We start from the raw sequence: 23,609 nt of genomic DNA on the forward strand, positions 1-23,609 counted from the left end.
TTCCGCCGCCAACCCCGCCACCGGGGCACTGACCGTCTACGGGTACAACCTGACCGGATCAAGCATCAAGATCAAATACACCACCCAGCTCGGCCAGGTCCAGGAACGCACCGCAACGGTCACATCGCACAACCCGAACTACGGACAGACCGCCGCTAACGGGGACTTCCGCCTCGAGAGTGCCACCGTGAACTTCGGTGCCTACTCACTCGGTAGTGGAAAGTACTACATGCTGTACGTCACCAACGGAGACGGCAAAACCAACAAGGGCTTCTACAGCAAGCTCTACTAACCCAGCCAACGGGACGACACGATCCCTTTTAACGAGACGAACGGCGGAACCTTGCGTAGTTCCGCCGTTCTTCGTCTGTCCAGCTGGAAATCTAGGACCGGTTTATCAGTTGCACGAGCTGGTTGGTTATAGTCGCGACTACGCCGACTGTCGGTGTTGCCAGGACGACCCCTTTACCCACCCTGCTGAGCTGCCAAGAACTCCTGGAGAACCTTTCAGCAACGACATCTTTCAGGGTCAGGTGCACAGTGGCCGGGATGCACCTGACGTTCTCGAGGGTCGGATTCTCCAAAAACATGGCAATCTGCACTAGCCGGGGATCAATGTCCGGGACTCCCGCTTTCTTGGCAAATGTCAGAAAGCGGCGCCCCTCCAAGGACAAAAGACGACGATGATTGGCGTTATCCCGGGCAATGAACTTCTTTGCCGCCCTGGATAAGTTGACACCTGGACCCAAGGCGCGTGCGGCAGACAGGCGCTTTTCACTCCATGCGCACCCCCACGTGGCGACCATCGCAAGCAAGAACGCACCCATGAGCCCCGCTCCCAGCGAGTTCAGCGTCGGATCCTGGACACTCACTAACTGTGCGGCCAGATCGGAACCAAGCGAGAAAAACAATAAAAAGACCGTTGCTCTGATCAGCTGTACGGGGACCCGGATGTACGCGTTACTCAGGATCACCTTTTCGGACGGGCTCAACTTACTGGGCGCGGTGCCCAGAAACTGGAAATCTCCGACAACGCTGGCTGGCACGAACCATCGATCCGGTGACGTCAAGCGCCGAACGAGGTACCAGAGATACACTCCACCTGCTAGCAGGCCAGTGACTGGCACCGCGAGAAGACACAATACGGCGACAAGATTCAGGATTCCTACTACGTCCAAGTTCATACTGGGGTTCTACCGGACACGGCCGACAGAATAGGGAACAACCCCGGCGTCCAAGCACGGTGCCAATCCGAATCTAGATGTCAATGCAGTCCTCAGCTAGGGTCGCACTGCCTCCTGAGCCGCCTGAGGCATTGTTCGTGAACCGCGCAATAACGACTTCAGTGGAGAGCCTGGGAGGTATTGGCAAGGAAAGGGCCTTACCCCGCCAAGGATGCCAAGATCGCGTTGCACCTTCTCTTGACCGCACCCGTGCGTGGGAAGCCGAACAGTTGTGTTAGTCGGCGCGCACCACAACGGCGGTTTCCGAGCAACAGACCCTACTGTCGTTTTCATAAGCTGACTGCACTGACGTCCCTGCGGTTGCGGGAGTAGTGCAGTCGGGTATGAACACTCTGGTGTCCGAAGTCCACTGCATAAAGCGTCATTTTGGTCGGTAGTCGTCTGCACGAAAGCGCGAATGCCCAGGTTCACGATGCGCGGTCGCTGGCTGGGAGGTCAGGTGGCTGGAGCTGCACGTTGAAGGGCCCGATACACGGTGGAACGGGCCACGCCGAAGAGTTCCGCGATTTCCGTGGTGGTGTGCACCCCGCCCCGATAGAGGTTCACGAGGTGGGTTTCCTGGGCCTTGGAGAGTTTCGGTTGCTTTCCGCGAAGCCTGCCTTTGGCCTTGGCCACCGCCATGCCTTCCCGTGTTCTGGCGCGGATGAGGTCGGCTTCGAACTCGGCGACCATTCCAAGCACGTTGAACAGGAGCTTACCCACTGGATCGTGAGGATCGTAGATGCTGCCGCCGAGATTCAAGGCGACGCCTTTGCGGGTGAGTTCATCAGCGATGTCCCTGGCATCCGGCAGTGAGCGGGCGAGGCGGTCGAGCTTGGTTACAACGAGGGTGTCGCCCTTCCGGCAGGCAGCGAGGGCTTTCCCCAGCCCGGGACGTTCACGCTGCGTTCCGGTGAATCCGTGATCGACGTAGATCGCATCCCGGTCCACGCCGGCGGCCGCGAGAGCGTCTCGCTGCGCGGTCAGGTCTTGGGCGTTGGTTGAGACACGGGCATATCCGATGAGCATGCCCACGAGTGTAGCGTTTAGGGCACCCCGGATTCTGTTGGTCGAAGCAACACCCAATCCAGGGAGTTCCTTCGATGTATCAACACTTCGATTCGCCTACCGGCGTCAGGTTTCTTGCCTTCATCAAGGAAGGCAAGAGTTTCAGAGAATCAGTACGGCTGGCCGGAATCGGTAAGGAAACCGGTTACCGGTGGTTGCGGGATGAGTACCTCCAATACCGGAGTGAAGGCCTCGATCACGTAGCTGCCCAGACAGAACTGGGGTTCATCTCGCGCAATGCCGAGAAATGGAACGACCGCTTTCTCAGCGGTACGGGGCGCCATCACTTTCAAGTCGATCCAGTCGTCGAGGAAGCGTTCTGGTCCTGCTATTCCTCCGGCATGAGCGTATTGTCTGCTGCCGGATCAGCAGGCGTAAAGCATACGACTGGATACCGGTGGGTCTACCGTCGCTTCATCACCTTGCGAAGCCGGCTGCCTCTGGCAGAGGTTGTAAAAGCATTACGGCTGTCCCCGGGGACCTCCGTCAGGTGGGAAATCCAGCGGAAAGAAGACTTGAAAGCCGAAAAAGCACGTCTGCAGAAAGCCGAGCGGGACGCCATTGGGACCGCGAGGATCGTTGCCGAGAGAGTGGCAGCTCCCTGGTCGCCAGCACAAAAGCGACGCGCTTTACCGCAGACACGGTACTGGGACCTGGTGAGTGCCGGATGCAGCAACGCTGAGGCCTGCAGGATGTTGGGTATGAGCAGACGTGCCGGCACGAAACTTAGGAACCTACGGGCCGAGCAGAGCCATATGAGGGTTCCTGCTCAAGGGTCCGGGCGATACCTGTCCCTGCTGGAACGGATTCAGATCGCTGACCTTCTCCGGCTGGACTGCTCACTGCGGCGCATCGGGCGTGAACTCGGACGCTGCCCCTCAACGATCAAAAGGGAACTGGACCGTCACCGAGAAGGCCACGGCCTGTACTCTCCGCACGCCGCAGATTACAGCGCCAGCCAGCAGCGGCGCCGGCCACGGGATCGGAAGCTTAAACGGAACCGGCGACTACGCGCGATAGTCCAGCGCAAGCTCAATCGTCACTGGTCGCCCGAGCAGATCTGCGGCTGGCTCGCACTGCAATTCCCCGTCGAACCGGGCCTTCAATTGAGTCCTGAGACCATCTACCGGGCACTGCTCTTCAACGATGACGGCGGCTTAGATAAGAAATACTGTCCCCGACTGCGCACCGGACGGAAAATCCGCAGACACCGCTGGCGGACCGGTTCCGGCCACGGCGCAGTGGTCCGGAACATGACCATGATCAGTCAGCGCCCGCCAGTCATTGAGACCAAGACGGAAGCTGGCCACTGGGAAGGCGATCTAATCGTCGGGCCCGGCTCGACCTCGGCGATGGTGACGCTGCGGGAACGCAAGACCCACTACGGAATCATCATCAATCTGCCGATCGACCACACAGCGGCCCGGACTAACGCTGCCATCACCGCCGCCTTCGCTTCCCTCCCACCGCACCTAAAGCAGACTCTCACCTGGGATCAGGGCGTAGAGATGGCCCGACACCAAGAACTCGCCGCAGCGACAGGCATCCAAATTTACTTCGCAAAACGCTCCAGCCCCTGGCAGCGGGGAGCCAATGAGAACTTTAACGGGCTGGCCCGCCAGTACTTCCGCAAGGGCACCGACCTGTCAAAGTACACCCACGAATACGTCAAGAGCGTCTGCAACGAGTTGAACACCAGGCCCCGCAAGACCCTCGGCTACCTCACCCCCAAGGCACTCTTCCAGGCCGAAAAAAGCACCACGCTTGCCACCTCCGGATACACTCGAAAACAGTCGGCTGAACGGCCCGACTCACTCGAACGTTGCGTCGATCCCTAGAATCCGCCGCACCTTCATCGGGCAGTTTTGCGGGCGGGTCATACGGGAATTCCCGGAAATCCGGGAATTTCTACAGATGCAAAATCCCGCGATACTGCGACCGGTGAAGGACCGGCTAACGGGCGTTTGCTTCGCGTAAGACGAAGAGAGCCGGACCCTTCGAGCCTGAGACACTAGACGCTGGAACGAGGTCAAGCGCAGCTCGTCTAGGCGCACTTAGGCGCGCCGGCTGTCTAAAAGGTAAAGATGGTTCCCACTTGAGCGCCGATGCTTACGGGCGGGCGTCAGGTGGAGGGCCTGAAGAGCCCTCAATCCGGGGTGATCCGAAGCGTCGCCGATATGTCCGGCGCCGGACGACTCCACCGACTGGGATGAGGATATGGGGGGTCCGCGGATCTGCTTACGCCCCTCTGCCTGTCCAGATTGATCCGACGTCGCCGCGGGCAACTGTTTGATTGCCTCAGACGCCTTCGTCCACGACATCAGACGTGGAAATCGAGTCGACGCGGATAACTTGTGGGATAGCGGCCACAAAGCGTTCGGCGGACTGTGATCGCACGTCTACCTCTTCCACGGTCAGGTCAAGAGGAAAGGACGCAAAGTCCCTGTGCACCAATTCGTTTCGTATCCGCCCAAGCGTCAAGAAATCCTTCACTGATGTAGCCAGCCAGTCATGCGCGTCGAGCTGACTCTTGAAGTTGGAGGCGCACTCTGCACCGAACAATTTCATGAAGGACGTGGCGGTGTTCTCATTCCACGCAAACAGAGTGTGGTATTGCCGAGAAAGGGCTTTGTTGATGACGAAGAGTGTGGCTGAATCGTAAGTCGTAGCCTCTCTGTAGAAGTCCTCAATATGTTGCGTGATCTCCCTTTCGAACCTGCTTGCGGTGGCTACAACGAGGATCTTGGGTAGGTCCGTCTGGTAGACGTTGAGCAGTGACCACTCCTGGGCGTCTTGAAGCTGCTGCCTGATCTCAATTCGTTCGCGAAAGAAGGGTGACATCGACATCGGCGAGACCTACCTGGCTCCAAACAGATGTTCCCTGGCGGTTTTGATCCTTTGCAAGACGTTCTTGGTGTCGGTCGTCTTATCCGACGTCGCGGAGGTGAATGCAGGGTCATGCATCAGGACGCGGAGCGTAGGGTCGTCCAAAGCACCTCCGCCGCCTTGCCAGTACGCTGCGTAGACTGCTTCGAAGATGGGGACGCTGAAACGGCCAGATATCAAGAACAGCGACCTATCCAACCCAGAAACGTTTGCGATGAAGTCCTCGAAAAAGCTCGCTCGCGTTTCCACGTCGGTTTCGCTGAACTTCCGCGTCTTATCTGCATACCGATTTAGGAAGCGCACCATTGAAGGCTTGTACGAGGCTGAGTCGTCGCCCATAGCGAAAGCACGGAGAATTATTTCGATGTCTTTAAGCTTTGGGTCGGGAATCGGAGCGCCGATTAGCTTCCGCCAGTTGCCTGAGAGGTTCAGGTCGATAATTCTCTCCATGAGCGCCGAGTCGGCGAGGCTCATGCGTATCTCTTGCGGCGTGAGGTTTACGCCCGTCGTGTTGAGCCTATTAAAGATCTCATATACAGCTCCGCGACCTTCTGGATTCACCTGCTTGATGATTACGTTTCGAAGCGTCCGCATCCCCAGTTGTATCTGCTTGTCGCCGAGAGTGTCGTATTTGGCTCCGTTGAGCGGATTCGCGGGGCCACTCTCAGGAGTGGGAAGTGCAAGTTTGAAGGATTCGAAGAGGTCGTCGTCTTCGAGGATGCTGAGGGGTATGGCCCCCTGCATTCCCCAGAACTCACGCAACCGTGGCTTGGCCGCCTTCCGGGGAAACCGTCCGACCATGAAGAAGTAGATCGACATCAGCCGTTGCTGACCGTCAATGATCTGAAACGAGTTTCTTGCCTCCTCATAGAGGAATACTTGTGGAACTGGGAGCCCGAGTATCAGCGACTCGATGAGTTTGGAGGCGCGGGGCCGGTCCCAGACGAAGTTCCTCTGATATTTCGGGACCTTGACAGCGCCTGTCTCTAAAAAGTTCTGGATCGTAAGAACGTTGAAGTCATTCGGCGTCGAGACCAGATCGTATTCCGTGATCGGGACGTTTTCGGAGTCCTCGGTCTCCGGATCAAATACATCCAGTTCCAGTGGGTCGATTTCGAATGAAGCAAGCGGTGATGGTTGTTCAGACAATGCCATTCCCTTGAAAGATGTTGTTTCCAGTTAGCCTCATAGTAACTACCGATGCCATCGTCAGTCCCCGCTCTCAAGAGACGCTACTGCCTTTCACTATTCCCTGCCTTGCCGAGCGCCGTTGACTTCAGCCGAGAGGAGAACGTCATGTGGGACCTTCATACTCCGCCGCGCCCTGTGGCCAGCCAAATGGGTTTCCGCGGATTGCCGGGCAGACAAGAACAGACCAGCTACGCTCAGGCCGATGGCAACCCAGTTCACCCTGGTTATGACGCCGACAAGGAACGTTCCCAAGAAAAGCGCGATGAAGTACCAATAGAAGGCCCTGGCTGGTTGAGGCAATTCGGTAAAGAGCCGCTTGATCGCCCGGAGAGTTTTGATGACGCACCTTCCATGGACTGGTCGCACCTACGGAGTCGTGAGGCCCTGTCACCGACCAATACATTGCAGCCTCTAGACGGAGTCCGCGAAGCGTCCGCTCAAGGATCGGCTAACGGGACCGCGAACTAACAGTTGGCAGGGACTGCGTACCCTCCTAGTATGGGTGAGTTCATTCGCTATCAAAGCGCCGTCCCTAACCGTCGGGGACGATTTCCTGGAGTGTTCGCGATGGCTAACGGAATCAGGGACGCAGGACTTCTGGGTGAGACCGATCTGCAATGGCTGCAAGTTGCCAATGCCCACGCCACCGCTGCTTACCGGGATCCAACAACTGTCGTGGCGGACTGCTATGACTCCGAGCTGAACCCTGGAGCTAGGTCGTGGTTCAAGGTGGAGTCAAAGGCACTCCTCGATATGACGGCCGCGTATCTGGAGTTACTTGATCGACACAAAATCCCATGGATGGAACTTCGCACACGAAACCCCGGCCGACTTGTCTACGAGGACGCAGTACAGGTCGTCGCAGTCCCACATGCCTACCCTGACCATTGGCCGTTTCAAACCGCACGCTAGAGGATCCTCTAACGGGCACACTGATTGCTCTCCCTGTTGACGTGAGGCTGGAACAGCGATCACCTTCAAGATGCGCATCGGCTTAGGTATGGCTGTTAGCCGCCGCAATAAGCGAAATGACCCCGTGGACTCTCTTTTTCAGGTCAAAAGGCCACTCATCTTCCCAGATTTTTGTTGCGACTTTCGAAATAGCAACTTTGCTTGGCTGCTTGATCCCCAACCTGTCGGCCATCAATGGATTGGACCAACGGCTTTGAGTGGGCAGCGTTCGGTTCTTGGTGGAGGGGTGGGCAACACGTATCGCAGCCGTAAGCAACTGTTCAGGTACGTAGTTCTCAACCGTGTAGCCTGCAGTGACCCACGCCATACCCGTCGAAGGGTCGCTGTCGAGGTCCTCGATAACCCGTCGCTTACTGTCATTAAGGCCGCCACCAGAGCGCTTCCTATCCGAGTCAATCAAAACCATCATGTATCTGTTGAGGTTACGTAGGGAGATGAACTCCTCGACTTCCTCAGCATCGAGTGGCGATAGGGCGCTGAGCAGAGATCCTCCGTAAAACATAATGGAGTAGTGCGTTCCTTCAACGAATTTGCCTGGAGCAAGCCTCTCGATCCAATGCTTCAGATAGATGCGATCGGAAGGCCCTTCCACCCACAAGACGGCATTCGTCTGCACAAGGTCCGAAGGACGGTATCCGAGATCTGCACACACGGCCGCTCGCTCCCGCGCGGCCCCTGCAAATCTGAGACTGGAGACCCCGTCCTGCTGGGTGACGTGGAAGATGCTGCCTATCTCCGAGTCGAGCATATGGGCAGAATGAGTTGCGATGAAGTACTGATTCGTTGTGTTTTGTGCAAGATATCGAAGAAGCTTGCGCTGCAGGATCGGATGGAGGTGCACCTCTGGTTCCTCGACGCACATTATCGAGTTCTGAACAACTGTCGCGGCTGCTGCAATGATCACCACTTCATGAACACCGGTCCCCATGTTCTCAATGGGGAGAGTCCGGCCTCCTTGGGTAACGTGGATCGTCGATAAATCATGAGGAACATCTATTGTGACGGTCGCGTCGTCGAGGACAGCGCGGACGAAATCCTGCACTTTTAGGAACACCTGTCTGTCACCAAGGCGATCTGTCGAGGGATTCTGCAACTCGAGGAGACGGCGTTTGATGCTCTGCCCGTTCAGATCGGGAGTCTGGCTACTGTCGTCAGAGATTGTTCTTACGCCATTGACTGTAAACGAAGAGGGCGGAAGCGGGCGTTGCTTCACTATCCAATCAAGAACCCTGTAGGCATCTTCACCTGGATTCCCGCCTCTTTTACCCGTTAGGGTCGCAGACAACGTCTGCGCTAGGTGCGCATCCTCAGCTTCGCGGGCCATCTGCCTGAGGGCGTCGTGGTCGATGCTGCCCTGGCCGGAAACTCCGAAGCTCACTCCGTCGGTATCTTCTTGAAAAACTATCCCTGGGAGACGAAGAAAACGTTCTAGATACTCTAAGGTGCTGGCAGCTTGCCTCTCCATATCCCCCCAAGTGAGGACCTCGGCAATCTTATATATCTCCGTCCGGGCGAAAGTGTGTTCCGCATCTCCAAGCGGGCGGTCCCACCGGGAGAAGGCCCTCCTATCGTCAGAAAATGTGTCGGCAATGACCCGCAAGACGTTCGACTTACCGGTGTTGTTTTGCCCTGCAATGAGATTCACTCTGCGAAGAGGGTAGAGCACTGCAGGCTGGTCCGATGGGAAGCTTCTGTAGCCGCGAAAAGTAAAGCCGTTGATAAGCACATTCCAATCATTGCCTATCGGTTAGAAGTGAACACAGATTGGAAGCCCCAGCTTGCGGTGTGGAGCCGTAGCTCGACCTAAGACGACCGCGCCCGTAAGCCGGTCCTTTATCAGGACGACCAGATGCTGACCTGCGACTTCGTGATGCCGATATTTAGACTGTCCCGTATACCCTGCCCGACAAATTGCCCGGTGAGGGTGCCCTATACGCTACACACAAAGCTGTCTCTGGATACGAGACGTCTCTTGCCGCTGTCCGGCTGAGCCCATGATCCCGTGACGCGGCGCAACTTTTCAGAGACCAGCGATTCTCGTATCTATGTCTCGAAACCTGCCCGTGAAATCGGCATACTGACCTTTAGTTATGCGACACATCGGAGGCAGGCCATGGCGAAACTTATCGGCTACGCACGAGTTTCGACACGGCAGCAGTCAACCGACCGGCAGCAGGCAGATCTGCTGGCCGCCGGCGTCCGACGCGATGACCTCTACATCGACCATGGCGCCTCCGGAGCACGCGCTTCACGACCCCAGTTTGATCGAGCACTCGAGGCACTGATCGAGGGAGACACCCTTGTCATCACGACTATGGACAGGCTCGGCAGATCCGCCCAGAACATGCTGGCCCTCGCCGATGAACTCCGCAGCAGGCGCGCCGGGCGACGCGTACTGAACTTGGGCGGAGGCGACGTCGACACAGCAACTCCCATGGGCTCAATGCTGTTCACGATCATGCCGCCCTTGCTCAGATGGAACACGAGATCAGGCGCGAACGCGTCACGGATTCCATCAACAAGCGAAGAGAAGCGGGCAAGGACCTTGGTGGCAGGCCCCGCCGGATCACCGATAGCCAGATCCGAAGTGCCGTCCAGCTGGTCAACGGCGGCGAATCCGCAGCGCAGGTTGCCCGCGACTTAGGAATGTCCCGGGCAACCTTTTACCGGCGCTCACGAGCGCTTGCCGACCAGAAGGCTGCCAACTAGCGCGCTCACAAGGAATCCGCGTGCCGCCGTCAACGGGCGCGGTGACAGAGCGCAGCGTCGAGCGCTGCAGAACGGTCCTCGTTCGCTCGGGCTGCAGAAGCATTCTTCTTGTTTTGGCTGCTGTCCTGACGGATTGTACGTGCCCGCTCCACCCCGTCTAGCCCCTCCGCTTCGCTCCGGGGCCTGCGGTGCAGGAATTTCCCTCCGGCGCTCCTGCGTCGCTTATTTCCTCCGGGAAATTTCCCACACCTTGCCCAAGGGTAGATAGGCCTCCGTCGGGCACAGTTCCGCAAGCTTCGCCAGCAGCCAAAACAACGGGGGAGAGGGGAAGCTGGCCACTCACCACGAGCGCCCCACCCACCGCTTGACAGACATAGAAGCATCGGGGGAGAGGGGAAGCTGGCCGGTCACGTTTGGTCGCCCCACCCACCCAACTTTTCGGACAAGAAGGACGAACACCACATGAATGCAATCGCCATCACCACGGTGACTACCGAGGACACCGGCGAAACCAACCAACCCAGCCCAATCTATTGACGCCCCCGATTCCCCATGACACCATGATGACCACATGTTGATACCGGTATCAACATGTTTCAACTCTCTCAGCGTCATATTGAAAGGACCATCCGTGCTTGGCTTCAAAGAAGAGGAATTCCTCACTCAGACCCGCAGCGCACTGGCGTTGCAGGAGCAGATCGAATCGGTTGTCGACTCCATTCAGGAGCGGGAACTGACCAACCTGTTCCTCATCGGCGCCGGCGGAACCTACGCCGCAATGCTGCCGTACGAGCACTTCATCCGGTCCCGCTCCACCCTGCCTGTCCGCGCGTCCATCGGCAAAGAGCTCATGCTCACGGATGACCCCACGTTCGGCCCCGGATCCGTAGCTGTCTTTGCCTCAGTTTCGGGCACCACGGAAGACGTCATCGAGGCCATCGAGTTTGCTAAAGCCAAGGGCGCCTACACCGTTGGGTTCACAGGATTCGGAGAAAGCCCGTTCGCCAAAGCACTGGACGTTGCCCTGGTGACCGAGCCCAAAACCTGGCCGTTCGACATTCCCATGATTCTTTTGAGCACCCGACTCCTCGCGGCGCGGGGCGAATTTGAAGGATACGAAGAGCTGGCAACGGAACTAAAGACCGTCCCAGAAAGCTTGGTCGGCGTCGCCCGTCAAGCAGAATCAGTGGCGGAAGCGTTTGCCGAGAAGAACAAGGATGCTGACTACCATTTCCTGGTTGGCACCGGAAACCTCTGGGGCCTCACCTACCTCTATTCCATGTGCATCCTCGAAGAGATGCAGTGGCTTCGCACAACCCGCGTGCACGGTGCAGAGTTCTTCCACGGTTCCTTGGAACTCATCGAGGAAGACACCAGCCTCATGCTGCTCCTGGGCGAGGATGAGACCCGCCCGCTGATGGACCGCGTGGCTAAGTTCGCCGAAAACTACAACAAGAACACCACCTTGCTGGACAGCAAGGATTACGAACTCCCGGGGGTTAGCCCACGATTCCGTGCACTTCTTGCCCCGCTGATTCTGGACACGGTTCTTGACCGTTTCAGCAAGCACCTCGAACGCGTCCGCAACCACTCCCTGGACCTGCGCCGCTACTACCGGGTGGTCGAATACTGACCAACACGACGCCCGCAAAGGCATCAGGCCGCGCTGCGGGCCCGGCTCTGCCCGGGCCCGCAGCTTCGAGACAGGAAGAGCATGAAAGTAATCGGGTTCGGGGACAACATCGTGGACCGTTTTCTCGACCGCAAAGTGATGTACCCGGGGGGAAACTGCGTCAATGTCGCGGTCTTTGCCCGCCGGCTGGGCGTTGAGTCTGCCTACCTCGGCGTCTTTGGCTCGGATCCGCTGGGCGCTTTTGTCCGCGATGCCATTGACGCGGAGGGGGTTGACACCAGTCGGTGCATCATCCGCGACGGCCTCAACGGGGTCACTGAAATCAAAGTGGTGGACGGCGATCGGATCTTCCTGGGCTGGAATGAAGGAGGCGTCACCACTAGTGATCCCTTCGCGCTGGAGGATGAACACCTGAAGTACCTGGCCTCAGCCGATCTGGTGCATTCCAGCGTCTATTCTGCGTCTGAGACCCAGTTGCCTGCCGTTCGAAGCACCGGGACGCTGGTCAGTTTTGATTACTCGTCCGAGCCGGAGCGTCGAACAGACTCCTATTTGATGCAGACGGCGCCCTACGTGGACCTGGCGCTTTTGTCGTGCGGAAACATGACCGTTGCCGCCGTCGAAAATGACCTCAGGCGAGCCCATGCGGCGGGCGTTTCGCTTGTGGTCGGGACGTGCGGACAGTCAGGCGCACTGATGTACGACGGCGAACGCTTCCTCACGCAGGCAGCGGCACCCACCGACCCGCTTAGGTTCGCGGACACCATGGGGTGCGGGGATGCGTTCCTGGCGGGACTCGTGGTCAGCCTGCTTGGCTCAGGCTGGAGCCGGGCGTACCGGCCGCCGGCCGACGCTTTGCAGAAAGCCCTGGCTCGTGGCGCGGAGTCGGCCGCGGCTCAGTGTTATGTGGAGGGCGCCTTTGGATACGGCAGGGCAGTCGAGGTAGCGGCCGGGCCGTCGCGGTAGCTACTAGGATCTGATGCAGAGACAAATCAACGGACGGAACCGCAAACGCGGATTCCACAACTGAAGGGGGCCGGATGGCGACGGATCATCAGAACCACCCGGCTGCCCCCACCATTACCGAAGTAGCAGCAGCTGCGGGAGTGGGGAGGGCCACGGTCGCCCGAACCCTTGGGAACTACGGTTCGGTCAGTGAAGCCACGCGTGCCAAGGTGATGCGGGCCGCCGAGAAATTGGGCTACCAACCGAACACGCTGGCTCGAAGCATGACCACAGGGGTTACCAAAACCCTTGGAATTGTGCTGGCGGATGTGGCCAACCCGTTCTTCTCGGGCGTGCTCAAAGGCATCTCGGAAACGGCGAAAACGGCCGGCTATGACGCCATCATTCTGAGCACTGACGAGAAGCTTGAGCTGGAGCGCGATGCCATTGCTGTCTTGCTGGCAAAGCAAGTGGATGGCCTCGTTGTGGCCTCCGCGGCAGGCCGGAGCGACGACGTCTCGCATCTGTCCAATGCCATTGATCGCGGAACTCCTGTAGTGCTTATCGACCGTTTGGTGGACAAGCTGGAGACGGATTCGGTGGTCATCGACAACCGGGAAGCTGCGCGATCGGCCGTAGCCTCGCTCATTCACAACGGTCATCGGCGCATAGCGTTCGCCTGGGGGCCAGTGACCCTGAGCCCTGCGACGGACTTGAAACAAATGCACAGCATCCTGGATGAGGCCCTCTGGAGTGATGGCGAACGGCTGAGGGGTTACCTCGACGCGCTCGAAGAGGCCGGAATCCCCTTTGACACAGCTCTTATCACTCACGTTCTCAAGAATGAGGGCCAGGCGACGCGGGCTGTCAGTGGAATGCTGGCTCTTGCCGACCCTCCGACTGCCATCTTCACCACCGAGACCGAGGCGACGGTTGGGGCTCTTCATTCGCTCCGTGCCAAAAACCTGCGCCTGCCAAAGGACGTCTCCCTGATCGGGTTCGACGACAGCCCTTGGGCTGCCGTCATGGATCCGCCGCTGACCATGATCCAGCAACCCATGCGCCAAATGGGGGCGGTCGCTTCCCAGCAGCTCATTGCAAGGATTGACGGCGATACGTCTGCCCCAAAGAAGCACGTTCTGCCCTCGCTGCTGGTCGCCCGTTCCTCGGACGGCCCTGTGCGCGCTGCCCGCGGCGAATAGAAATTCCCTCCTGTAATTTCCTCTAGCTCTCTTCCCCGCTGCCTCAAATCATGATTCACTGTGGTACCGGTATCACAAGTTCCATCCCCCAGTCCCACTCCAGCAGTTACCCTTTCAGCCCGTCTCCGTGAAGCACATCCCAACGGCGGGCATGACTTCCCACTCCCGTAGAGGACCCCCGGCTGATCGGCCCTTCGACCGAAAGAAGACATGATGCGTAAAAGCACCCAATCACTGATGGCATTGATGGCTGGCGCCGCTTTGGCGCTGACCGGCTGTTCCGACGGCGGTAGCCAGCCGGCTGCTGTCCTGGATCCCAACGCTGAGCCACAGTACGCAGGAACCCTCAGCATCCTCACGAAGTTTGGCGGAGACCCGCTGGAACCGTACTTTGAGGATCTGGCGGCGGAGTACAAGAAGCTGCACCCGGAAGTGTCCTTCGATCTCATCCAGGAGACGGACCAGAGCATCAAGGACAAGACCAAGACGCTGACTGCGTCCCAAGCCATGCCGGACATCTATTTCACCTGGGCTGGCAGCTGGGCCAACAACTTCATTGATGGAGGACTCGCGGCAGATCTGACCCCGGTTATTGCCCCCGGCACAGAGTGGGGGAATAACTTCGGCGAGTCCGCGCTGAAGGCATTTGCCAAGGACGGTAAGTACTTTGCGGTCCCGCTCTACAACAACGGCAAGTTCATGGGTTACAACCAGCGGATCTTCAAAGAACTGGGCCTCACGCCGCCGTCCACCTTCGATGAACTCATCTCATCGTGCTCCGTGCTCAAGGGAGCCGGCTACGAGCCGATCTCGTTCGGTAACAAGGACGGTTGGCCGGGGCTGCACTACCTGCAGCAACTTTTCGCCTACGAGGTGCCGGCCGGGACGCTGCAAGCCGACTTCAGCCCGGAAACGGCCAAGCTTGAGGACAAGGGTTATCTCAAGGCCATGGACCAGTTCACCACTTTGGTCAATGAGTGCACCGGTAGCGGTAAGGACTCCAACGGTGTTCTCTACACCACGGCGCAGCAGGCCTTGGCCGAGGGGAAGTCAGGTATGTACTACCAGGAAATCCTTGAGTTCGACTCCACCGCATCTGCCGATTCAAAGCTCAAGCAGGATGGATTGGGTATCTTCAAGCTTCCGGCGGCGACAGACGCCAAGGGCGATACGAAGGCCATTGAAGGTTCCCCCGAGGGCTACATCATCAATGCACGTTCCAAGAACGCCGCACTTGCAGCTGATTTCATGAAGTTCGCCACCAACAGCCAGAATGCTGCGAAACTCTCTGCTCCGCCGTATGGGCAGCCCAGCGCAGTCAAGGGCGCAGTTTCCACGGAGAATTCTTCCGGACCAGTCATCGAGGGCATCAAACAAGTCAATGAAGCATCGGCGGCGATTACCTGGCTGGACTCCGTCACTGTTCCCGCGGTGGCTGATGCCTGGCTCGCCGGTGGGGAGGCCTTGGTGGCCGGAACTCAGACCCCCGATCAGGTTCTTGCCTCCGTCCGAGCTGCTTCCAGTGCAGCAAAGTAGCAGGCAAAGCCATGACCGTTTCCGATACTGCCTGGAAGCCGGCGGCCCCGCCTCCGGCGCCCGTTTCCCCTAAGTCACCGAAAGACCGGGCTGCCAAGTCTGCCCGAACGCGTCGCTGGCGCAACGTTGTGTGGGTGCTGCCGGCGGTCCTGCTGCTGGGTGTGTTCGCCTACCTGCCCTTGGTGCAGAACCTTGGCTTCAGTTTCCTCAAGTGGGATATCTACAGTGGCCGACAAACCTTTGTGGGAGCGGATAACTACGTCCGCATGTTCAATGACCCCATCTTCTGGAAGTCACTCCTTAACAACACTCTCTACGCGATCATCTCCATCGCATTCCAGGTATTCGGGGCGATGATCCTCGCTGCCATGATCGAGGGACTACGAAGCCAACGTTGGAGGGGCATCCTTCGAGCCGTTTACTTTGTACCCTCCGCTATCTCACTGACAGTCGCGGGACTCTTGTTCTACTTCATCTACGAACCCGAGATGGGCATCCTGAACGCGTCCCTGGACTTCCTGGGCCTCGGAAACTTCACCCAAGCATGGCTGGGCCAGGAAAACACGGCGATCTTTGCCATCATCGCCATGAGTCAGTGGCAAGGCTTCGGGTATTGCACGCTTCTCTTCTCGGTGGCACTCCAGCGGATCCCCTCCGAACTGTATGAAGCAGCGTCCATCGACGGCGTGGGCCCCCTTCAGCGATTCTTTTCGATTTCTTTGCCGCTCGTCAGGGAAATGACCGGCCTCATGATGATTGTCACGGTGTCCGGAGCCTTCCAAGTGTTCAACGAGGTCATGGTGATGACCAGCGGAGGACCGAACAATTCCAGCCAGGTCCTGGGCACTTGGCTCTACAGAAGCGGGTTCGTCCGCAACGACTTTGGCTACGCGGCCGCCGTCGCCACTGCTGTCTTCATCATCACGCTGGTTCTGGCCGTCATTCAGCTTCGTATCTCCAAGAAAAGGAGGGTCCAATGGTGACGCGCTCAGCTGTACTGCTGGTACTCGGACGGGTCCTGATCAAAGCGTTCCTGGTTGCCCTCGCCGTCGTCGTTATTTATCCGTTGGTCTGGATGATGCTGAACGGCGTGAAGTCCAACTCCGAGCTGTTCTCCAATCCCTTCGCCCTGCCCATTGCCTGGAAATGGGATAACTACGTCACTGCATGGAATCGGGGAGTGGGTGATTACCTGACTACCAGCGTTTTGGTCACGGTTGCTTCCACCGTTGCGACTGTATTCATCAGTGCCTGGGCAGCCTACGGATTGACCAGGGTGAACATCCCCTTCAACAGGGTGGTGCTCGTTCTCATCCTTGGCGGCCTCATGCTTGCTCCCACGGTTGCCCTGATTCCGCTGGTCAAGATGTTCCAGAGCTTGGGTCTCTACAACAATCTCTGGGCACTGCTGATTCTGTACACGGCGTTCCGTGTTCCGTTCACAACGTTCCTCATCCGGGCTTACATGATGGATCTACCCGCAGAGGTGGATGAGGCAGCATCAGTGGACGGCGCTTCCAAAGCCCGGGCGTTCTGGCAGGTCATCTTGCCCATGTGCAAGCCGATCCTGGTTTCGACTGTCCTCCTCAACATCCTGTTTACGTGGAACGAGTACCTGTTTGCCATGGTCTTCACCAGCGGGGGAGCGTTGCAAACCCTGCCGGTTGGGCTGACGAATCTTATGTCCAAGCACGGAACGGACTACCCTGTGGTGTTCGCGGGCATGGCCATCGCGGCAATCCCAGTGATTGTGCTCTTCTTCGCCGGGCAGCGGTACTTTATCCGTGGACTCGCCGATGGAGTTGGTAAGTAGGTATGAGCGTACTGGGCCTGGATCAGGTCACCGGTTCAAACTTCGCCTACCAGCACCACACCCTTGAGCGTTGCCTCGATGACATGGCCGAACTGGGAAGGACCGAGGTGGAGATCTGGGGCATTGCCCCGCACCTTCACATTCCCCACGCTGATTCAGCGCATCTGCGAAAAGTGAGGAGACTGCTGCTGGAGCGGGAGCTCGCCGTTGCCTGCCTTACCCCGGAGCAGGTTGCCTATCCCGTCAACATCGCCTCGGGGGAGCAGGGGCTCAGAAATCAAAGCGTGCAGTACTTCTTACGTGCGGCGGAGGTGTGCAGTGAGCTGGAGTCTCCGCTTTTGTTCCTGACGGCGGGACGAGGCTACGAGGACGAACCAGTTGAGGTTGCTTGGGTGCGGTCCGTTGAAGGTCTCCAAGACATCACACAGCGGGCCGCCGAACTGGGTGTGGCCTGCGTCCTTGAGCCCCTTCAACGTGTCGAGTCGAACCTAGTATCTGACGTCGGCGCACTCCGTTCAATGCTCGACGACGTCGGTTCCCCGACTTTGGGCGTGGTGATTGACACTGTTGCCATGGCAGCAGCGGGAGAAAGCATCATCGACTATGCCAAGGCTTTCGGCGAGGACATTCGACACGTTCACCTGATTGACGGTGCTCCCACGGGACACCTGGCTTGGGGTGACGGCTTTCTGGATCTGGATGAGATTTTGCGCGAACTCAGCCAGATGGACTACAGCGGAGCCTTGACCTTTGAACTCTTTGGTGACGGCTCCTACTCGCTGGAGCCCCGCGCTGCAGTAACGCGCTGCCTCGATGCTGTTGAGGCCGGTCTGACGCGTATTTCGGCTTAGCCCGACTTTTGCGCTGGGGAATCCCCCGGAAGTTGGGCTTTCCTTTCGCCAGGCGAGCGTCGCACACCCTGAGGGCGGCGACGCTCGCACGGTACCGCAAGCGATACTAGGCCTTTAGTTTGGGCTTCACATCCTTGTTGTAAATACCTTCCAAGGTTCCTCTGAGCTCGGTCAGCGTCGACTTCACATCGGCCTTTTCGTTCATGATCTTCGTAGCAGCCTTGGCCAACTCCTGGTCTCCGCCGGGGAGGAACGTGCGCGCGAAGTCCTGCGTCCTGGTTACCTTGAGCTGATCCACCACGGTTTTGAACTCCGGTGTATGTGCAACAATCGACGAGATATCTGCTGCTTCAGCCACCGGAAGGTACCCGGTAGCTGCAGACAAAGCCGTTGTGCTTTGTGCGTTGGTCATGAAGGTCACAAATTTGGCGGCTGCCAGTTGACGTTCCGGTGAAGTCTTGCTGGCGATCACCAAGCCGGAGCCGCCGGTTGGGCAAACTTGCGTGCTCGCAGCAGAGCCTCCCGGCAAGAATCCGACGCCGATCCTCATGTTTGCTTCCTTCGCCGCCTTTAAAGTGGCGGCCAGATCTGCGGACGAGCTGATGGTGGCACTTACCGCCCCGGCCTGCAGATCCGTGATGGCGTTCTTGGACGAGACTCCCGCCCAGCCATGTTTCACGATGGAATCCTGCACCCACTGCATTGCAGCTGTGGAAGCCTCGGAGTCAGCCGTGATGTCCCATTCCTTTGACCAGCTACCGCCTTGTCCCCAGAGAACGTTCTGCAGGGTCCACCCGGCATAACCTGCGATCGCCGGGTATTGATAGGCATTCTGGTATCCGGAGTTCGACGAGTTGGCCTCCTTGATTCCGGGCGCCCACTCGGCGAATTCTTCCCAGGTTGCAGGTGCGCGTTCAGGCACTCCGGCAGCCTTGAAATGGTCCTTGTTGAAGTAGAACAACGGTGTGGAGCGGGCGTACGGGACGGCCCATTGCTGATTCGCGTGTTTGTAATCCCCGATCAGGCCGGGGCTGTAGTCGGAAGTGCTCACACTGACCGCTTTCAGGAGATCGTCGATTGGCAGGATGGCGCCCGAGACCGCATACCGGAACCACCACACGTCGGAAGCGACAACGACGTCGGGTACTTCACTGCCTGCCTGGGCCGTTTGGAACTTTTGTGCCACTTCCTCGTAGTTTGAGCCACCCGTGATGAGGTTGACAGTGATGCCCGGGTTTGCTGACTGGAAGGCTTCAATCAGCTTCATTTCCGTGTCCCGGGATTTCCCTGGGTGGCTGGACATGAAGCTGATACTTGCGGCGGGTTTGACCTTGGACCATTCGTCCGGGGAGAGCGTCTTGAGTGCCGTGCCGGCACCGTCGGTGGAAGGGCCGGCGCACGCTGCCATAGCGGCGGCGCCGAGAGTGGCGCCGGCCAAACCGAGGAAGTGCTTTCGGGTAAGTGATATCGACATGGAAAAGCTGCCTTTCTAGTAGTCGAAGCGCATTGAGCAGAACTTCGATGTGTTGGGCTTCAGCCTGTAACTGCGCCTTGAGTGAGGCCGGAGACGATGTAACGCTGCAATGCAGCAAAGATGACCAGAATCGGCAGCAGGACGATCACGGCGCCGGCCATGAGCATGCCCCAGTTCTGCGTGCTGCCATCGCTATTGACCAGCTGCGTCAACCCGACAGGAAGCGTCATCATGTCCGGATGGTCCGTGACAATGAGCGGCCAAATGTATTCGTTCCATTCGGAAACGATGGTTACCAACGCAACTGTCGCGATGCTCGGCACTGACACCGGCACAACAATTTTCCAGAGCTTCCGCCAGTGTCCCGCGCCGTCGATTTCCGCCGACTCCATGATTGCTGGAGGCAGGGTGAGGAAGTGCTGGCGCAGGAGGAACGTGCCGAACGCGGTTCCCAGGCCGGGGAGGATGATCCCCCAATAGGTGTTCAGACCTCCCATTCCAGCTATCAACACGTAGTTGGGAAGAACCGAAACCTGCGGTGGGACCATCAGTGCAACCAGGATCAGCAGGAAGATAGCCCTTTTGAACGGAAACCGGACAAAGACCAATGCATAGGCCGTAAGGACGGCGAGGATGCATTTGATCGTGGACCCAACAACGGTAACGATGACGCTGTTGAGGAAGAACCGGGCGAACGGCACAGTGGACGCTGCGTCCGCATAATTCTGCAGGGTCGGGTCTTTTGGAAGCAGCGTCAGGTTTGTTGTGACTATTTCCCCCGGTGCCTTCAATGACGACAACATCATCCACAGTAGAGGGACGAAAACAACGAGCGTTGCCAGAATGAGTGGAACGTAGCCTCCCGCGATGGTCCTGCCCAGGCTTTGCCAGGAGAGCGGACGGTCCCTGGTGGGAGGAGCTTCAGTGGTATCGCTCATGAGTAGTGAACCTTTCGCTCCACAAACCGCAATTGCACGGCGGTCATGACGAGCAGGCCTACGAACAACACAACGGAAATGGCCGCCGAGTACCCCGCCCGGTTGTAGGAACCGAACGCTTGAAGGTAGGAATCAAAGATCAACGTGCTGGTTCCGTTGCCCGACGGTGTCATGATCCGAATGATGTCGAACGCTTGCAGGGAGCTTAGTAATGAGGTGATCAGGAGGAAGAACGTGGTGGGGGACAGCAGGGGAACCACAATCGATAAGAAGCGCCTGACATTGCTGGCACCGTCCAAGGCCGCGGCTTCCATAAGCTGCGTGGGAATGGACTGAAGGCCGGCCAAATACACCACGGCGCAGTAGCCGAGGTTTTTCCAGACATAAACGATGGTGACCATGACCAGAGCAAGCTTCGGATCATTTACCCACTGCGGACTTGCTTGCCCCACACCGCGAAGGATCCAGGAAAGGACGCCGTACGTCGGATCGAAAATGAACAGCCATACCAAACCAACGCCCACGCCTGAGAGGACGTAGGGGGCGAAGACCACGGCCCGCGCAAAGGTCCTGCCCTTGAGTTTCTGATTCAGCGCAAGCGCAACCAGAAGACCCAGAATCATCGCGCCACCAACAGTTGTGATGGTAAATACGGCCGTTACGGCCAAGACGTTAGAAGCATCCGGGGAGGTGAAGAACTCCACGTAGTTGCCTACGCCCACGGCGGTGGCGCTGGCGGACCCCAGGGTCCAGTCCAGAGTGGAGTAGTAGATGTTCGTGATGAGCGGTCGGTAAGTGAATAGGAGGATGAGCAGGACATTGGGTGCCGCGAATGCGACAAATACCCAGGCATCCCTTTGTGTCTTTCGATTCCAGCGTCGCCTCTTGATACCGGCTATTGGCGGTCTGTTGACCGACACCCGGCTTGATTGCGCACCGTGGCTTTCCGTGTGAACCCGTTCATGCATTCCACCCGGCGCCGCAGAGACGGTGGCCGGTGCGCCATGTGTGTTTGATCTGCCCATAGAGAACCCTCACGTTGACCCCCTCGTCATCGCTGTCCGGGCGATTTAGCACTTGTTGAAAAGCATTTGTTTGACCTGACAACCTAACCTCAGGTCATTTCTCAACATACACACTTGCGAGTGCCACCACAAGGGTTCTTTTTGGGATTGTGGATATCGCTGTTTTCGTTGCCAGTGCAGGGCTTCCGCCCTCATGTGGGCGCTGAAAATAGCATGTAGTTACATTCTGACAAACCCTTGAGCGCGGATCTGCACAAATGTGCAGATCCATTGACTGGTACGTCCACCCCTTGGAAGCATTACAGCCAGACCGGCTCACGCCGCGACTACTTTTGAACAGCTTCTGCCTGGAACATCCGCTATCGGACTGGGTCTTCCATCCGGACGACAGAAGAAGGGGGTCCAACCGAGTAACAGGAACAGGAGCATGAAGTGATCTTCAGTGCTGATACGCAGTGGTGGCATATGTGCTTGGCCTTGGCCGTGGCGCTGGTATTGTCCACCGCCATTGGATTCGAACGTCAAAGCAAAAACAAATCGGCTGGTATGCGAACACACGCGATGGTGGGTTTGGGTGCTGCGCTGTTCATGGTGGTCAGCAAATACGGGTTCAGTGATGTGCTGGCGGTTGATTTGGTGAGGTTGGATCCCTCCCGCCTGGCCGCACAGGTGGTGTCCGGCATCGGGTTCATCGGGGCGGGGCTTGTATTCGTGAGGCGGAATCAGGTGCGAGGCCTCACCACAGCCGCCTCCGTTTGGGTGACTGCGGCTGTCGGCACTGCCGCGGGAGCAGGATTGGTGTTTCCCGCGGTGTTCGTTACTGCAGCCCATTTCATCATCGTCTACGTCTACCCTGTGCTGACCGGCAAACTTCGGTTCGGCTTTCCGAACCAGTGGCTTCTCAGAGTTAGCTACGTGGATGGGGTAGGCGCCCTGAGGGACGTTCTCCATACATGTACCGAGCAAGGATTCCGCGTTCAAGGCTTTGCCACCATGCGGGGTTCCGGCGAATCCAAGGGCGTGATGGACCGGTTGATGCAAGGCACGGAAACCGCTGTGTCTGATCTCGTTGAAATCGAGTTGGAAATTGAAGGCACCATGGCTGCATCGGACATTGTCGCTAAGCTCTCCCAGCTCTCCACTGTTACCGAAGTTTCCGTCGTTGACGAAGTCGAGTAGGGAGCACAAGTGATTGAGATTCAAGGACATCGGGGCGTATTGGCCGATCGTCATGGCAACACCCTGGCGAGCTTCGTCGAGGCGCTCCGTCTTGGCGTCCACGCCATTGAAGTTGACGTCTGGCTCACTTCTGATGGCCAGCTTGCGCTGCGCCACGATGCGGTCATCGATGATCGGGACATCAGGCTTGAGAAGCTTCGTGAAGCCAAAATAGAGAAGCACCCCGCAACGACAACCGACGTCGATATCGAAAGCCGTGTGCCATCACTTTCTGAAACCTTGGCCCTTCTGCGTTTTGCCAATGCCAGTGGCGTCATTTTGGATATTGAGGTCAAGACAGAGGGGTCCGCCTGGGACGAGTACGGTCATGGGATTGTGACGGTGCTGTCCAAGGTCTTGGCGGCTCATCAAGATGAACAAGCCTTGCGGGTCCGCAGCTTTGATCCCCAAATCATCAGGGCAATGTCCGGCATCTTGCCGGGAGTCCCTTTGGTCGCGCTCAGCAGGGCAACCCCGTCCCGGTCTCCCGGACTCTACCCGTCGACTGCTCAAGACCTGGTGGACGCGGCCTTGGCCACCGGAGCGTCCGCCGTTGCGCCGGCTGTTGGAATTCTCGACGCCGGTTTGGTCGCCATAGCCCATGCCGCGGGACTGAAGGTGTTTCCGTGGACGTTGGAGACAGGCGAAGAGATCAGCGCCGCAGCCCGTCTTAGTGTGGATGGTATATGCGTGAACGACGTCGCCATGGCCCGGCGAGCCTTGACTGAGCTTGGCAAACCGCTTCCAGCGGCCCGCTCTATATCGCTGCCTCTTCTGCAACCTGCTTCCTCCGCCTGATCGGGGAGGAGTCGCTGGGCTCAACGTCCTTGGGTTGCTGCGCCGGGGCAGCCCCAGGAGTTGGGGTTTTCCTGGCAGGTGTCGGCGACGAGTGCTTTTTCTGTTTTCCAGACGTGGATGGTTTTGG

The 23,609-nt window shown here is 58.2% G+C and carries 20 protein-coding genes and 1 pseudogene; 13 read left to right on the plus strand and 8 right to left on the minus strand.

Annotation, left to right across the window (positions count from 1 at the left end; translation table 11 throughout):
- Positions 1-292 (plus strand): hypothetical protein (locus A477_RS22325; protein WP_044568852.1); only part of this gene is annotated, 292 nt, incomplete at its 5' end.
- 91 nt (positions 293-383) lie between these two features.
- Here A477_RS22325 and A477_RS0113780 read toward each other — a convergent pair.
- Together A477_RS0113780 and A477_RS0113785 are read right to left on the minus strand one after the other, a co-directional pair.
- Positions 384-1,184 carry a hypothetical protein gene (locus tag A477_RS0113780; RefSeq protein ID WP_017199560.1) on the minus strand — a complete coding sequence of 267 codons (801 nt, stop codon included), beginning with the start codon at positions 1,182-1,184 and terminating at the stop codon, positions 384-386.
- Between the two features lie 495 nt (positions 1,185-1,679).
- Complete coding sequence (locus A477_RS0113785) at positions 1,680-2,252, minus strand: recombinase family protein (RefSeq protein ID WP_044568855.1); 573 nt, start codon at positions 2,250-2,252, stop codon at positions 1,680-1,682.
- A gap of 74 nt (positions 2,253-2,326) precedes the next feature.
- Here A477_RS0113785 and A477_RS22330 point away from each other — a divergent pair, with 74 nt between their 5' ends.
- The gene (locus A477_RS22330) at positions 2,327-4,129 is read left to right on the plus strand and encodes an IS30 family transposase (RefSeq protein ID WP_017199562.1); all 1,803 of its coding nucleotides are present in this window, start codon (positions 2,327-2,329) and stop codon (positions 4,127-4,129) included.
- Positions 4,130-4,589: 460 nt separating this feature from the next.
- Here the strand turns inward: A477_RS22330 and A477_RS22335 are convergent, their stop codons facing one another.
- Together A477_RS22335 and A477_RS0113800 are read right to left on the minus strand one after the other, a co-directional pair.
- Complete coding sequence (locus A477_RS22335; protein WP_017199563.1) at positions 4,590-5,138, minus strand: HEPN domain-containing protein; 549 nt, start codon at positions 5,136-5,138, stop codon at positions 4,590-4,592.
- A gap of 9 nt (positions 5,139-5,147) precedes the next feature.
- Complete coding sequence (locus A477_RS0113800) at positions 5,148-6,326, minus strand: GmrSD restriction endonuclease domain-containing protein (RefSeq protein WP_026005617.1); 1,179 nt, start codon at positions 6,324-6,326, stop codon at positions 5,148-5,150.
- A gap of 540 nt (positions 6,327-6,866) precedes the next feature.
- Here A477_RS0113800 and A477_RS0113810 point away from each other — a divergent pair.
- The gene (locus A477_RS0113810; RefSeq protein ID WP_026005618.1) at positions 6,867-7,280 is read left to right on the plus strand and encodes a hypothetical protein; all 414 of its coding nucleotides are present in this window, start codon (positions 6,867-6,869) and stop codon (positions 7,278-7,280) included.
- A gap of 82 nt (positions 7,281-7,362) precedes the next feature.
- On the opposite strand, the gene A477_RS22340 is transcribed toward A477_RS0113810, so the two are convergent.
- The gene (locus tag A477_RS22340) at positions 7,363-9,066 is read right to left on the minus strand and encodes an ATP-dependent nuclease (RefSeq protein ID WP_017199567.1); all 1,704 of its coding nucleotides are present in this window, start codon (positions 9,064-9,066) and stop codon (positions 7,363-7,365) included.
- Between the two features lie 387 nt (positions 9,067-9,453).
- Between A477_RS22340 and A477_RS22345 the strand changes: the two are divergent.
- The 8 genes and pseudogenes from A477_RS22345 to A477_RS0113855 all read left to right on the plus strand — a co-directional run bounded on the left by A477_RS22345 (position 9,454) and on the right by A477_RS0113855 (position 18,029).
- A pseudogene (locus tag A477_RS22345) lies at positions 9,454-10,049 on the plus strand (recombinase family protein).
- Positions 10,050-10,680: 631 nt separating this feature from the next.
- A complete protein-coding gene (locus A477_RS0113825; RefSeq protein WP_017199568.1) occupies positions 10,681-11,682 on the plus strand; it encodes an SIS domain-containing protein in 1,002 nt (333 codons plus the stop codon).
- 81 nt (positions 11,683-11,763) lie between these two features.
- Positions 11,764-12,648: a PfkB family carbohydrate kinase gene (locus tag A477_RS0113830; protein ID WP_017199569.1), complete on the plus strand. Its 885-nt coding sequence runs from the start codon at positions 11,764-11,766 to the stop codon at positions 12,646-12,648.
- Positions 12,649-12,722: 74 nt separating this feature from the next.
- The gene (locus A477_RS0113835; protein WP_017199570.1) at positions 12,723-13,829 is read left to right on the plus strand and encodes a LacI family DNA-binding transcriptional regulator; all 1,107 of its coding nucleotides are present in this window, start codon (positions 12,723-12,725) and stop codon (positions 13,827-13,829) included.
- Positions 13,830-14,042: 213 nt separating this feature from the next.
- Positions 14,043-15,365, plus strand: coding sequence for an ABC transporter substrate-binding protein (locus A477_RS0113840; RefSeq protein ID WP_017199571.1), 1,323 nt, complete (start codon positions 14,043-14,045; stop codon positions 15,363-15,365).
- 11 nt (positions 15,366-15,376) lie between these two features.
- Positions 15,377-16,348: a carbohydrate ABC transporter permease gene (locus A477_RS0113845; protein WP_017199572.1), complete on the plus strand. Its 972-nt coding sequence runs from the start codon at positions 15,377-15,379 to the stop codon at positions 16,346-16,348.
- Entirely contained in the window at positions 16,342-17,178 is an 837-nt protein-coding gene (locus A477_RS0113850) for a carbohydrate ABC transporter permease (protein ID WP_017199573.1), read from the plus strand. The genes A477_RS0113845 and A477_RS0113850 overlap by 7 nt, the downstream gene beginning before the upstream one ends.
- Before the next feature lie 2 nt (positions 17,179-17,180).
- Positions 17,181-18,029 (plus strand): sugar phosphate isomerase/epimerase family protein, encoded by an 849-nt coding sequence (locus A477_RS0113855; RefSeq protein WP_017199574.1) that lies wholly within the window; start codon positions 17,181-17,183, stop codon positions 18,027-18,029.
- Positions 18,030-18,135: 106 nt separating this feature from the next.
- Here the strand turns inward: A477_RS0113855 and A477_RS0113860 are convergent, their stop codons facing one another.
- The 3 genes from A477_RS0113860 to A477_RS0113870 are packed head-to-tail and all read right to left on the minus strand — an operon-like array spanning position 18,136 to position 21,409.
- The gene (locus A477_RS0113860; RefSeq protein ID WP_017199575.1) at positions 18,136-19,503 is read right to left on the minus strand and encodes an ABC transporter substrate-binding protein; all 1,368 of its coding nucleotides are present in this window, start codon (positions 19,501-19,503) and stop codon (positions 18,136-18,138) included.
- Positions 19,504-19,562: 59 nt separating this feature from the next.
- A complete protein-coding gene (locus A477_RS0113865; RefSeq protein ID WP_017199576.1) occupies positions 19,563-20,441 on the minus strand; it encodes a carbohydrate ABC transporter permease in 879 nt (292 codons plus the stop codon).
- The gene (locus tag A477_RS0113870) at positions 20,438-21,409 is read right to left on the minus strand and encodes a carbohydrate ABC transporter permease (RefSeq protein ID WP_083848047.1); all 972 of its coding nucleotides are present in this window, start codon (positions 21,407-21,409) and stop codon (positions 20,438-20,440) included. Before A477_RS0113870 ends, A477_RS0113865 begins: the two co-directional genes overlap by 4 nt.
- 489 nt (positions 21,410-21,898) lie before the next feature.
- On the opposite strand from A477_RS0113870, the gene A477_RS0113875 reads away from it, so the two are divergent.
- Both A477_RS0113875 and A477_RS0113880 read left to right on the plus strand, forming a co-directional pair.
- On the plus strand, positions 21,899-22,645 hold the full coding sequence (locus tag A477_RS0113875) for an MgtC/SapB family protein (protein WP_017199578.1): 747 nt from the start codon (positions 21,899-21,901) through the stop codon (positions 22,643-22,645).
- Between the two features lie 9 nt (positions 22,646-22,654).
- On the plus strand, positions 22,655-23,482 hold the full coding sequence (locus A477_RS0113880) for a glycerophosphodiester phosphodiesterase (protein WP_017199579.1): 828 nt from the start codon (positions 22,655-22,657) through the stop codon (positions 23,480-23,482).
- Positions 23,483-23,609 lie beyond the last annotated feature (127 nt).

Origin of the sequence: Arthrobacter sp. M2012083, from assembly GCF_000281065.1 — a bacterium.
Taxonomy (GTDB): domain Bacteria; phylum Actinomycetota; class Actinomycetes; order Actinomycetales; family Micrococcaceae; genus Arthrobacter.